We start from the raw sequence: 12,929 nt of genomic DNA, 5'->3' as shown, positions 1-12,929 counted from the left end.
AAGATCAACTGCGACCGCTTGAACGGTTGACCGGGAAAACGTGCTTGATGCTACTTAAGATTATCGTTATACTTGTATAGCAGGAGGCATAAATATGCTTGCAATAAGACTTTCACCGGAGATCGAAAAGCGCCTTGAGGATCTGGCGAAGAAGACAGGAAGAACGAAAACCTTTTATGCAAGGGAGGCAATAACCGAATATATCGAAGACCTCGAAGATATTTACCTGGCGGAGAAGAGATTGGAAGGCATACGAACCGGCAGGAGCAAAACCATTCCCATCGAAGAGATCATGAGCCGGTATGACCTGGAAAGTTGAGTTTTCCAGGGCCGCAGAACGGGAACTCGACAGGCTCGATCCCCAACATGTCCGCAAACTTCTTATCTTTCTCCACGAAAGGCTCGCCCGTCTTGAGGACCCGCGCAGCCTCGGGGAGGCGCTTAAGGGCCCCAGGTTTGGCGAGTTCTGGAGATACCGCATCGGTGATTACAGGGTCGTCGTTCGCATAGAAGATGAAAGGCTCATTATACTGGTGGTAAGAATAGGCCATCGCCGGGAAGTGTACAAGCGGTGATAGGTGGCGCAAGCCATGAAGACAATAACCGCTCCGGGGCTCACGTCGCCCCTTCCACGAGCAGAAGCCCGCGGAGCCTCCCCTTCTCGCTTGCCGTGCAAGCTGTGAAGCATTCGATCAAGGGTTTGCAGTTTGTTGCGGCCCTGTAAGCTATCCTGCCAAACCTGAACTGTAACTTCAATTCTCAGCAAATTGTGCCTGGGTACGTGATGTTGAGAGGACAGGTCAATGTTCTTCTCTCTCGTAACGAGTATGGCAAATATGCCCCTGTTAAGTCTTCTTTGTTTTATGGTAACATACTTTGCATTTATATGCGGAAGTTGGGGCCAGGCAGCTATCGAGGGCGTGCAACAATATAACAATTGCTGATTTTAAGAAAGGATTAAGGATATGAAAGGGCCATTATTATATATTGCGATAGCTTTCGGAGTTTTGTTGGTTTGTTGGTTATTATGGTGGGCACTGATCATTACCAGCCTGGTCCTTGGTGCAGTACGTCAAAAGAGAAACAAAAGAGAAGAGGAAGAACAGAAAAGGACTGGCGATCTCAGCTCAACTCCTTGATCTTCACAACCTTTGTTCAAATATCTGCCCGTTGAGCAATCATCTGCGAATTGTGCCCGGGTGTGTGGTAGGGGCGGGTTTGCTTGACTACAGATAAGGTTCCCTGATATACCTTCATACACTTAGAACACATCACATAATGGGAGGTATACGATGAAACGTCCGTTGGCTTTAGGTTTTTTTGTTGTGCTTTTTGCGGTGCTGCATGTGGTTTTGTGTTCCACCGCTGTAGGTGCGCCCTACGTCCAGTCACCCTTCGTCCAGTCACCCTTCGTCCAGTCACCCTTCGTTCAGTCGCCCTTCGTTCAGTCGCCCTTCTCGGGCAATAGGTGTAATCCCGGCTACAGCTACACGAGATATCAGAATCAGGGAAAGTGTATAAAATGCAACCCCGGCTACAGCTACACGAGATATCAGAATCAGGACAAGTGCATAAAATGCAACCCCGGCTACAGCTACACGAGATATCAGAATCAGGAAAAGTGCATAAAATGCAACCCCGGCTACAGCTACACGAGATATCAGAATCAGGAAAAGTGTATAAAATGTAATCCCGGTTACAGCTACACGAGATATCAGAATCAGGAAAAGTGTGTAAAGTAGCCTGAGGGAAGGCTCTCAAGAATTGACTAAAGTGTAGAAAATATGGTGGGCAGGATTGACCTGCCCACCGACCCCATCCCGCCGTTCTCACCATACGTTCATAGAAAGAAGTGGCCCATGATGGTTCTTTGGGTTTCTTGATCTCTTCGTTATCAAGGGTATCCCCAGGGTTCAAACAGCAAATCTATGTGCTTTGCTGGGGTCACGACTATTCTCCACGAGGCTTTACCGCCGCGCAATAGAAAGGACAAAGAGGTTTATTGGCCAGCCAACACCTGGCGGATATGCGTGGAAGAACCTGCCTGTATCATGCTAAGAATAATGAGCGAGGACAGATAACTAATATGAACAGGCGAGATGTCCTGAAGCGTATCGGGGCGGCGGGTGTGATCGCAGCCTTCGGCGTTTACGGGTTCAAGATCGAACCGAACAACATCGAACAGAATTACTTTAGCCTGAAAACGACAAAGCTGACGCGCAAGGTGCGGATAGTCCACCTGAGCGACACGCATTTCGACAATGATCTGAGTCGATACCGCATATCCGGGATGGTGAACAGACTGAACCCTGACGTTATTGTCATGACCGGTGATTATACCAACCCTCCCCACGACATATATCTGAAAAGGTTTAAACAGTTCATCAATGCCATGCAGGCAAAACAGGGAATATATGCCTGTTTTGGAAACTGGGACGACGGCTTTGAGGACCTGATGTTTCGAGATACTGCCGTCAAGACCCTCAGGGATTCCAGCATAAGGCTGGAGTTTGGCTCCGACAAAGTGCAGATTTTCGGGATGAACTACCTCATGCAGTACGTTTCCAGGGTCGTGCTGAACGATATGTTCAGGAGTGCGGACAGCAAGGATTATAACGTTTTTCTCTACCATTCTCCGGACCTGATCGATATGGTGGCCGAGACGTCCAGAATAGACCTTTACCTGTCGGGGCATACCCATGGCGGCCTGATCAGGGTCCCCTTTTTAAAGGCATTCGAGGAACCGGAATGCAGGGGGACCTTTCCCTACACCGGCGCCCTTCTGATGCCATATTCGAAATACGGGCGGAAATATGACGCGGGGCTGTACACGGTGAAGGGCACCACGCTCTACGTCAGCAAGGGTATTGGCATTCATGGAAAGCTTCCCTTCAGGATCAATTGCAACCCCGAGATAACGATATTTGACATAGGTCCCGGGTAACATACCAGATCAACACAAAGCAGATGGGGACAGGCTGGAGTCCTCCTGCCAACATAAATGTCAATGCCCAATGACTCAATGATATTGAGCATGTGTTGTTTACCACTCGGGGTAAAGTTCGCTTCTCAAGACCGGGAAGACCTCCCCCCCCCAAAAAAACCATACAACACCAAATGTTGGTTTTCTGGTACAATAAATGTAGCTCAAGCTGTTCAAAAAGAAGGGCGCAAATTTGAATAGCGAAAAAAGCATAAGGCGATACACCGATGATATAAAAGGAAACCGTATTTGCATTGCGCTCATCTCTGCCACAACGATCGCAACTATCCTGGTCAGTCTCTATTGTTATTACTCCGGATCTTTTATTATGCTTCAGAACCTTTTCTATGTCCAGGAGGCACAGGTAATGTCCGCAGCCGATGTCGTCGAGGCTGTGGCATCCCTCCGTCCATACCGGCCAGCCCCTGGTGGAATACCTGCAGCCCTTAGGAAGATGGAGAAGAACAAGGGTATCCTTTACGATGCAAGGGTGGTGGATGTGCGCCTTGGGTTGTTCAGGGAGAAGGGGTTCAGGTTTGAGTGAGCAAAACATGACCACTACATCAAAACCGTGGTTAAATGCACTGTTTGCGGTTTTACTCCTGAGCAGCCTGTATCTGTCCAAACTTTACAGCTATCTATTGTTCCATGGTCTTTCTGAATTGTTTTCGATTATTATAGCATGTGGTATCTTCATGCTTGTCTGGAATACACGCCGGTTTTTTACCAACAACTATTTTCTCTTTATAGGCATTGCCTTTCTATTTATTGGTTTTATCGATACAGTCCACACGTTTGCCTATAAAGGCATGGGCATTTTTAAAGGATATGATTCCAATCTGCCAACCCAGTTGTGGATTGCCGCACGATATGTGCAAAGCATAACCTTTCTCGTCGCCCCATTGTTCACAATTAGAAAACTCAAGGTGGGACAGGCATTTGCAGTCTACCTTGCTGCGTCTTTCCTCCTGCTCTTCGCGATATTTTACAGGATATTCCCTGACTGTTTTATAGAGGGACAGGGTTTAACGGCCTTTAAGGTGACAAGCGAATACATAATCTCAGCCATATTGGCAGTTTCTCTGGCCTTTTTATATCGAAAAAGAACGTATTTTGATCCTTACATATTAAAATTGCTTGCCGCATCTACCATAACCGTCATTGCATCAGAGATGTCTTTTACCCTTTATGCGGATGTTTACGGTTTTTTCAACATGCTTGGGCATGTTTTAAAAATTGTCGCATTTTATCTGATATATAGAGCGATGATCGTTACAGGACTTGACAGGCCTTACGGTATGCTTTTCAGAGATCTTAAAATAGAGAGGGACAGGGCACAGCAATACCTTGATCTTGCCAGAGTGATGTTTGTCGCTATCGATGCCGACCAGAAGGTTACGCTTATCAACAGAAGAGGCTGTGAGGTATTGGGTTATGACGAACACGAGATTGTCGGCAAGAACTGGTTTGATACGTTCCTTCCTGAAAGGCTGAGAGACACCGTAAGGGCAGATTTTTTCAGGTTGATGGCGGGAGAGGTTGAGGCCATCGCATTTTACGAAAACCCGGTTCTCACGAAAGCCGGAGATGAGCGACTCATTGCCTGGCACAATACGGTTTTCTTTGATGAGAATGGACATGTTACGGGAACGCTCGGCTCAGGGGAGGACATCACCGACCGCAAGCGGTTGGAGAAGGCGCTCATGGAGAGCGAGGAGCGATTTAGACATCTTTATAATAATGCAGAGGTAGGGTTGTTCCGAACGAGAATATCAGATGGTGTTCCCCTGCAGATTAACCAACGCTACGCGGAACTGGCTGGATATGCAACCATTGAGGAATGTTTGGAAGACTTTGTGGCCGCCGATCATTATGCGGACCCTGAAGCCCGGCAAAGAATACTTGAAGCAGTTACCCAAACTGGCGAGGTGGCAAACTATGAGGCTGAGATCATCCGAAAAGACAATAAACATTTTTGGGTCGATCTTTCTGCCCGTGTGTATCCCGAGGACGGGTACATTGAAGGCGCACTAGTTGACATTACAGACAAGAAAAATGCGGAAAGTAAATTGATTTCTTCTCTAAAAGAGAAAGAGACCCTCCTCAAGGAGATTCACCACAGGGTGAAGAACAACCTCCAGGTGATCTCGAGTCTCCTCGACCTCCAGTCCTCATACCTGCATGATGAGAAGGCCAGGGAGATGCTCCACAACAGCATGGACCGTATAAAGACCATGGCAAGGATTCATACCATGCTCTACCAGTCGGAGGATATGTCGAAGGTCGATCTCGGCGGTTTCATAAGGGACCTGGCCGCCCGTCTTCAGCAGTCTCACGGGACCGGAAGATCGCCCGTGGCGATCAACGTGAATGTCCCCGACATATCCCTTACCATAGAGACGTCCATCCCCTGCGGACTCATCCTGAACGAACTGGTCTCCAATGCGCTCAAGCACGCCTTCCCGGAGGGAAGAGGGGGGGAGATCGATATCGGTATGAAGGTGGAAGGGGACCAATTCGTCCTCACCGTTCGGGACAACGGGACAGGCTTTCCCGCCGGGGTTGATTTCCATAACACAAAGACCCTGGGGTTAGAGCTGGTGAATCTTCTGACGGGGCAGATTGACGGCACTGCAACGATGACGGTCGGGGAAGGGACAACGTTCACGGTAATCTTCCCTGCGGCGACAAAGGGGGTATAGACAAATGGAAAAGAAGAGGATCATGGTGGTCGAGGACGAAAGGATCGTTGCCCTGGGTCTGACAAGGCAGCTTACCGACCTGGGCTATGATGTGGTCGCGACGGCATACTCCGGTGAGGAGGCCCTGGAGAAGCTCCGGGAGACCCATCCGGACCTGGTGCTGATGGACATCGTCCTGGCCGGTAAAATGGACGGCATAGAGGCGGCGGAGAAGATAGCGGCCATCTCTTCCGCCCCGGTGGTCTACCTGACCTCATATGCCGACGACAGGACGTTCGGGCGGGCGGTGCTCACCGGCCCCTCCGGGTACATCCTCAAACCCGTGGAAAAGAAGCAGCTCCATATCGCCATCGAACTGGCCTTGAACAGGCAGGGTATAGAGCTTAATCTGCGGGAGGACCACGCCAGGATATACGCGTCCGTGAAAGGCGTGATCTCGGCTATCGCGGAGACGATAGAATCAAGGGTGTCCTATACCCCGGGGCATCATGAGCGCGTATCGAAACTGGCGGTTTCGATTGCCCGGGAGATGGGGTTTGAGGATATCAAGGTGGAAGCGATAGAACTGGCCTCGTCCGTCTATGACATCGGCATGGTCAATGTACCCGTCGACATCCTCCAGGATGCCGGACGGCTGGAAGGCGTCCGGCTGACCATGTACCAGACCTATCCCATGGCCGCCTACGACACCTTGAAGAAGATCGAGTGCATCTGGCCGATCGCCGACATCGTCCTCCAGCACCGGGAGTGCTGCGACGGTTCAGGCTTCCCGCATGGGACCCGGGGGGAGGCCATTCTCATGGAGGCGAAAGTCCTCTCCGTTGCCCATGCCCTCGAGGACCTGACCACCCACAAGGCCTACCGGAACGCCTTTCCCCTAAATGAGGCGCTGGAAGAGATATCCGCGGGGAGCGGCTCGAAGTACGACCCGGATGTGGCGGCCGCCTGCTTGAGATTGTTTCGGGAAAAGGGGTTCAGGTTTGACTAACACGGTCTCGGACATCGGCGTCAGGCAAGCTTAAGTCTATTTGTTATGTTGCCTGGTTAGCGTGTTGATTATATCTTGTCCTTTTGCCGTTGGAATGATTCTCAAAAAGGTGCCGCGTGTACCTCCCGGCAGACCATCGACAAGTTCCAGCCTTGCATATCCGTTCTTCTCCAATGCCTCGATGGCGCCAAGCTGGTTTTCTTGAACCAGGCTTTCATGAAGCAGGTACGAGTCGGAAGATGCGCCGAGCAACCATCTCAAAGAATGGAGATCAATATTCAGCAGATTCTTTGATTGCTCATCCAGCTGTACAGCTTCCTTCGTGCATGGGTCGCAGGCTGGACCGGCATAGGATGGTGCTGTGAAAACTGCGGTTAAAAGAACAAGCACTGACATATTGAGTAATTTCATATGGTTCCTCCAACTGCACCGCAAAGGTACTGCGTGGATCAGCTTTCGACCTCCACGCCTTAAGGGCAGGCCTCTCTCACCTTGCCGGACATGAGTATTTCCCACGCTGTCAGAATATCTTCGCTGTTGGCAACATAGGTTTTCACCCGCAGAACCGCTTTTGTCCCGTTTGATTCAGGCGAAAGCTGTATCGTGCCCAGGACCCGATTTGCTTTCCCTGTGGTATCCCCGGTGTAGACATTGCAGAAGACGGCCCCGTCCTTTTCGGGCGGCTTGCAGTCCGGGACGCCGATATCTGCGAAGTCGCAATACCTGAAACCTTGCCGTAAATTGGCGTATGTCCTGGTCACAGGCAGGCTTGTCGATACATGTTTCGTGAGAAAGCCGGTATCTTTGGGTTGTCCCGGCAGGATCGAGCACCCAACCGGCATGAATATCAGAACCAACAGCAGCAATACTCTCACAGTTTCCCCCATCAGTGGCGCCCTGTAATTGACATTTTCAATTTTGCACTTGTTGCCTGTGTTTTGCAAGGCATAATCGACGACTGTTGTTATAAGAGGCTTCATTGTCCAGTGCCCCAATGAAAAACCTGACCGTGTTAATGTGACGGGCGCCAGTCGGCTGTTCTGCCGCTATTGACCAAAATGACACTGTGAGAAAAGGTGGGGCCAGAAGGATCTTCCCGTGTCGGGTCATAGAAAGTGTTTTCTCTTGACCGGTTATCCTCTCTCAGATAAGATATCGAAACGATTCAGGTTAATGTGATGGTAAAAATGAGAGAAAAGTCCTTTGATTACGACGAAGAGATTCTGACCCAGATCAACGCACGCATCAAAAGAGGTGCTGCGGGTCCTGAGGATCAGGCCCGGGATGTCAATGATGTCATTAAGAGGACGAGCGACGCCGTAATAGAGGTCAATAAGGAACTCGGCGGTGGTTTTCCGGACAAGGTGTATGAGAACGCCGTTATGCTGGAGTTGAGAAAGCAGGGGTTGAGGGGCAGAAACCATGTACCGGTGAAAGTTAAGTATAAAGGCGTTAATGTCGGCGAGTATCTTGCCGATATCGTCGTCGAAGACCAGGTTGTTATCGATATCATGACCGTAGAGGCGATACAGAAGATGCACGAAGTGAGCCTTATCGGCATACTCAAGGCAACGAACTACAAGATCGGGCTCATTGTGAACTTCTTCAACCAGAAAGCAGAGATACGCAGAATAGTCGTATAGGTGATAGTCTCCAGCTTCGGGTAAGAGCAGGAAAAAACACCCGCCGCCAACTCCAAATACGAGACCATCAGGGTGTTTCCCCATAGTATCTGCTCAGAGTGTTCAGCGAAAGTGGCGGCTCGGCTTCATGAAAAGAAGCGTGTACGCTTCTGATGGCAGCGAACCCTCCTCAAACAGAAATCCTGTTGACATTTGTTTAGTGCAATATCAGAATAAATAAATGTAAGAGTTGGGAGAAGGACATTTCACCTGGATCAGTGGGGGTATAGAACGAAGACCAGGGAGCTGAAAGTGATCACAAGCCGCAAAACCAGGGAGCAGCTTGTCCTTGAGGTGAAAGAGCTTCAGGCGAGGCTCGACGCCATGGAACTGCGTTCGCAGGAAGCCAGCGAACTGGCGCGGACCCAGATCGCTGGCCGCAAACGAAGAGGGGATATCCTTGAGAAGGTTCAAAAATACACCGAGAGTATTGTGCAAACAGTCCGCGAACCTCTTATCGTGCTTACCCCCGACCTGAAAGTGATCAATGCCAATCGTTCCTTCTACGAAACGTTTCGTGTGACGCCCGAAGAGACAGAGGGACGATTTCTGTACAGTATAGGCGACAATGTGTGGGACATTCCTTCATTGCGGGAGTTGCTGGAGGAAATTATTCCCCAGAACACCCATTTCAATGATTTTGAAGTTGACCATGAGTTCCCGGCCATCGGGCACAGAACGATGCTTCTCAATGCCCGCCGGATCTTCCAGGAGGGTAAGGGCACGGAAATGATCCTCCTTGCCCTTGAGGATATCACCGCCCAAAAGGAGTCCGATGAGGCGCTGAAGGTCTCTGAAACCCGTTACCGCCGTCTCTTTGAAACAGCCCGGGACGGAATATTGCTCCTCGATGCCGAGACAGGGCAAATATCGGACGTGAACCCCTTCCTGGTAGAGATGCTGGGTTATCCGCATGAGGAATTCTTAGGAAAGAGACTCTGGGAAATCGGTGCCTTTAAAGATGTTGAGGCATCGAAGGCCGTCTTTGCGGAGCTTCAGGCAAAAGGATATGTCCGCTACGAAGACCTGCCGCTGGAGACGAAAGATGGACGTCCCATCGCCGTGGAATTTGTCAGCAATGTCTATCTTGTCGATCATCATAAGGTGATCCAGTGCAACATCCGCGATATCACCGAACGGAAACTCATAGAGGCGGCTCTGCAAGAAGCCCACAACGAGTTGGAGCAACGAGTGGAGGAGCGAACGGTTGAACTCCGCACCGCTCTTTCCGAGATCAAAATATTGAAAGACCAGCTCGAGGCCGAAAACATCTATTTCCGTCAAGAGATCACGATGAAGCATCAATTCGAGCACATTCTCGGGCAAAGCGACGGTCTCAAGTATGTTCTTTATCGGGCGGAGCAGGTTGCCCCCACGAACACGACGGTCCTCATCCTGGGCGAGACCGGCACGGGAAAGGAACTGGTTGCCGCCGCCATCCACCACATGAGCCCCCGCAAGGACCGCCCGCTCATCACCGTCAACTGTGCTGCCCTGCCGGCAAATCTCATGGAGAGCGAACTGTTCGGTCGTGAGAAGGGGGCGTTTACCGGGGCCGATACCCGGCAGGTGGGCCGGTTCGAGCTCGCCAACGGTTCCACGCTTTGCCTCGACGAGATAGGGGAACTGTCGCTGGAAATGCAGGCCAAGCTGCTCCGGGTGATCCAGTATAACGAGTTTGAGCGCCTGGGCTCATCTCACACCATAAAGGTCGATGTGCGGATCATGGCAACAACCAATCGAAACCTTGAGGAAGAGGTCCGCCATGGCCGGTTTCGGCAGGACCTTTACTATCGGCTCAATGTCTTTCCGATCACCGTCCCTCCGCTGCGTCAGCGGGCGGAGGACATTCCGCTGTTGGCCCAGGCCTTCATCGAGCGATATTCCCGGAAATTGGGGAAACAGATCACGTCGGTCCAGAAGGAAGCGCTCAAGGCGCTTAAAGACTATCCGTGGCCCGGGAACATCCGGGAACTGGAAAATATAATTGAACGGGCCGTGATCCTGTGTCCCGGACCGGTCTTGCAGCTCGCGGATAAACTGGAGATCACATCCCTTCCATTTTCATCAGCCGTGAAAACCCTGGAGGAGATGGAGCGAAGTCAAATCATCAAAACCCTTTCAGAGACTCGATGGCGTATCGAGGGAAAGGACGGGGCCGCGGCGATCCTGGGTCTCCATCCGAGCACCTTAAGGGCGAGAATGCATAAGCTCGGAATATTCCGGCCGGAAACCAGGGAGCTGGATTAAGCCGTCCTGACATTCCTCGAAACTCCCCTCAATATATTGAGGTTCCACCACATGTTGAGGTCAAACAGACCATGTCCATGCTTCCCCGCTGTTCTCTTTTGTTAAACTAACCCCTCGTTATCTCTGAATGATCCCATACTTCTGACGTTTGTCGGCCCGCTGGCAGGCCGCTTGCACTCATCGTGGGAATGATCCTGCTCATCATACGCATGAAGGTTCTCCCCGAGAAGCGAATGGAACTGTCACAGACGATCGCTTCCCTGATCCTCGCCATAAGGACGGAGAAAGGCTGTGAGCGTTGTGACTTTTGCCAGAGCATGGAGGATGAGAACGAACTCTGCCTTCTTGGAGAATGGGACACCCAGGAGAACCTTAAGGGCCACCTGGAGTCCGAGCATTTCCGGGTGCTCCGGGGAGCGCTGAACCTGGTCAAGGAGCCCTATGGTATGACGTTCCATACCGTTTTTAGCCCGGGAGGAAATGGAGGGGATCCAGGCGGCGCCCATCGCCAGGGCCCATAGGGACTGTCCCTGGAAGGCCGGGAAGAGAGGAGGCCGCAAACATGCAGGGTCCTGTATGTCAATTTCCCTTTCAGTATTACGGCAATAACTCGCGAAGGAGGCCCATATGCCGTCTGTAGAAAAAAAAGAACCCGAGGAGACCCTGTCAGGCAAGATTCGGTCCTTCTTCGGCCTCCGGGACGGCGAGAGAAATAAAAAGGGCCTGCCCGGCAAGGCTCATTTCAGCATCTGGTATTTCCTCGTCGCCTTGCTTTTGTTTATCTACCTGCAGCAATATTTTTTCTCTCCGAAGGTGGAGACCATCTCCTACAGCCAGTTCAAACAAAGCCTGGCGGAGAACAACGTGACCACATTGGTCATCGGTCCGGAAAATATCACCGGCACAAGGAAAGGGAAAGACGAGAAAGCGGATCAGCGGTTCACGGCGGTTCGGGTTGACGATCCCGGCCTCGTGAAGGAACTGGATGAACGCAAAATAGATTACTCCGGGTTCTACGAGAGCAAATTCCTGGGCATTGTGCTCTCCTGGCTTGTCCCCATCGCCATCTTCTTTCTTATATGGCGATATGCCATGAAAAGGATGGGGGGACCCGGCATGGGAGTCATGTCCTTCTCGAAGAGCAAGGCCAAACTGTTTGCCCAGAGCGAGATGAATGTTACCTTCGCCGACGTGGCGGGTATCGACGAGGCCAAAGGAGAACTCCTGGAAGTGGTGGAGTTCTTGAAGTATCCGGAGAAATTCCAAAAGCTGGGCGGGAGGATTCCCAAAGGCGTTCTTCTCGTCGGCTCCCCGGGGACGGGCAAGACCCTTCTGGCGAAAGCTGTGGCCGGGGAGGCAAAGGTGCCTTTCTTCAGCATCAGCGGGTCCGAGTTTGTGGAGATGTTCGTTGGCGTGGGAGCGTCCCGCGTGCGTGATCTTTTCTCTCAGGCCACCAGCCAGGCCCCCTGCATCATATTCATCGATGAACTGGACGCTTTGGGGAAGGCCCGGGGGATGAATGTCCTTGGCGGGAATGATGAACGGGAGCAGACGCTCAACCAGCTCCTGGTGGAGATGGACGGCTTCCAATCGAATAAAGGGGTCATAATCATGGCCGCCACCAACCGGCCGGAGATCCTCGATCCCGCCCTTCTGCGTCCGGGAAGGTTTGACCGGCAGGTCATGATAGACCGCCCGGATATCAGGGGGCGCGAAGCGATCCTGAAGATCCACTCCGATAATGTGCTGTTGGGCCCCGATGTGGACCTCGGCAAGATAGCCAGCCTCACCCCGGGCTTTGTGGGGGCTGACCTCGCCAACCTCGTCAATGAGGCGGCACTGCTTGCTGCCCGGAAAGATAAAGAAACGGTGGGATCGGCGGAGTTCGACGAGGCTATCGACCGGGTGGTCGGCGGATTGGAGAAAAAGAACCGGGTGATGAACCCGCTGGAGAAAGAGATCGTTGCATTCCATGAGTCCGGCCACGCAATTGTCGCTGAATCCCTGGAGCACGCCGACCCCGTGCATAAGATATCAATCATCCCCAGGGGGATCGCAGCGCTGGGCTATACCCAGCAGCGGCCCACGGAAGACCGCTACTTGATGACGCGCTCCGAGTTGCTGGACCGGCTCGCTGTTCTTCTGGGGGGCAGGGTGGCGGAGGAACTGGTTTTCGGGGAGATCTCCACGGGTGCCCAGAACGATCTGCAGCGGGCGACAGACATTGCCCGGTCCATGGTTGCGGAATATGGCATGAGCGATCTGTTGGGACCGGTGACCTACGAGCGCCCTCGTCAGGCCATGTTCCTTCCGGAAAGTTTCAG

At 51.8% G+C, this 12,929-nt stretch carries 13 protein-coding genes; 11 read left to right on the top strand and 2 right to left on the bottom strand.

Annotated elements, in window-relative coordinates; all coding sequences use genetic code 11:
* Window positions 1-94 precede the first annotated feature (94 nt).
* The 7 genes from PHC90_12975 (at window position 95) to PHC90_12945 (ending at window position 6,673) form a co-directional block, all read left to right on the top strand.
* Window positions 95-319: a DUF6290 family protein gene (locus tag PHC90_12975; GenBank protein ID MDD3847254.1), complete on the top strand. Its 225-nt coding sequence runs from the start codon at window positions 95-97 to the stop codon at window positions 317-319.
* Window positions 303-575 carry a type II toxin-antitoxin system RelE/ParE family toxin gene (locus PHC90_12970; protein ID MDD3847253.1) on the top strand — a complete coding sequence of 91 codons (273 nt, stop codon included), beginning with the start codon at window positions 303-305 and terminating at the stop codon, window positions 573-575. Before PHC90_12975 ends, PHC90_12970 begins: the two co-directional genes overlap by 17 nt.
* A gap of 717 nt (window positions 576-1,292) precedes the next feature.
* Window positions 1,293-1,742: a hypothetical protein gene (locus PHC90_12965; GenBank protein ID MDD3847252.1), complete on the top strand. Its 450-nt coding sequence runs from the start codon at window positions 1,293-1,295 to the stop codon at window positions 1,740-1,742.
* A 344-nt stretch (window positions 1,743-2,086) separates the two neighbouring features.
* The gene (locus tag PHC90_12960) at window positions 2,087-2,944 is read left to right on the top strand and encodes a metallophosphoesterase (GenBank protein ID MDD3847251.1); all 858 of its coding nucleotides are present in this window, start codon (window positions 2,087-2,089) and stop codon (window positions 2,942-2,944) included.
* Window positions 2,945-3,350: 406 nt separating this feature from the next.
* A complete protein-coding gene (locus tag PHC90_12955; protein ID MDD3847250.1) occupies window positions 3,351-3,527 on the top strand; it encodes a hypothetical protein in 177 nt (58 codons plus the stop codon).
* Window positions 3,520-5,685, top strand: coding sequence for an MASE3 domain-containing protein (locus tag PHC90_12950; protein MDD3847249.1), 2,166 nt, complete (start codon window positions 3,520-3,522; stop codon window positions 5,683-5,685). Before PHC90_12955 ends, PHC90_12950 begins: the two co-directional genes overlap by 8 nt.
* Before the next feature lie 4 nt (window positions 5,686-5,689).
* Window positions 5,690-6,673 carry a response regulator gene (locus PHC90_12945; protein MDD3847248.1) on the top strand — a complete coding sequence of 328 codons (984 nt, stop codon included), beginning with the start codon at window positions 5,690-5,692 and terminating at the stop codon, window positions 6,671-6,673.
* A 36-nt stretch (window positions 6,674-6,709) separates the two neighbouring features.
* Here the strand turns inward: PHC90_12945 and PHC90_12940 are convergent, their stop codons facing one another.
* Both PHC90_12940 and PHC90_12935 read right to left on the bottom strand, forming a co-directional pair.
* On the bottom strand, window positions 6,710-7,084 hold the full coding sequence (locus tag PHC90_12940) for a hypothetical protein (protein MDD3847247.1): 375 nt from the start codon (window positions 7,082-7,084) through the stop codon (window positions 6,710-6,712).
* Between the two features lie 59 nt (window positions 7,085-7,143).
* A complete protein-coding gene (locus PHC90_12935) occupies window positions 7,144-7,548 on the bottom strand; it encodes a hypothetical protein (protein MDD3847246.1) in 405 nt (134 codons plus the stop codon).
* Window positions 7,549-7,860: 312 nt separating this feature from the next.
* On the opposite strand from PHC90_12935, the gene PHC90_12930 reads away from it, so the two are divergent.
* From PHC90_12930 to ftsH, 4 genes are all read left to right on the top strand, one after another.
* Window positions 7,861-8,316, top strand: a complete 456-nt coding sequence (locus tag PHC90_12930) for a GxxExxY protein (protein ID MDD3847245.1) — start codon at window positions 7,861-7,863, stop codon at window positions 8,314-8,316.
* A 291-nt stretch (window positions 8,317-8,607) separates the two neighbouring features.
* The gene (locus PHC90_12925) at window positions 8,608-10,605 is read left to right on the top strand and encodes a sigma 54-interacting transcriptional regulator (protein MDD3847244.1); all 1,998 of its coding nucleotides are present in this window, start codon (window positions 8,608-8,610) and stop codon (window positions 10,603-10,605) included.
* A gap of 188 nt (window positions 10,606-10,793) precedes the next feature.
* Complete coding sequence (locus tag PHC90_12920; protein MDD3847243.1) at window positions 10,794-11,126, top strand: antibiotic biosynthesis monooxygenase; 333 nt, start codon at window positions 10,794-10,796, stop codon at window positions 11,124-11,126.
* Window positions 11,127-11,232: 106 nt separating this feature from the next.
* On the top strand, window positions 11,233-12,929 hold a 1,697-nt coding region (gene ftsH, locus PHC90_12915; protein MDD3847242.1), incomplete at its 3' end, for an ATP-dependent zinc metalloprotease FtsH.

The sequence above is a fragment of the Syntrophorhabdaceae bacterium genome, from assembly GCA_028698615.1.
Taxonomy (GTDB): Bacteria; Desulfobacterota; Syntrophorhabdia; order Syntrophorhabdales; family Syntrophorhabdaceae; genus Delta-02.
Note: the sequence above shows the minus strand (reverse complement) of the source record. Positions and strands in the feature narration are given on the sequence as shown.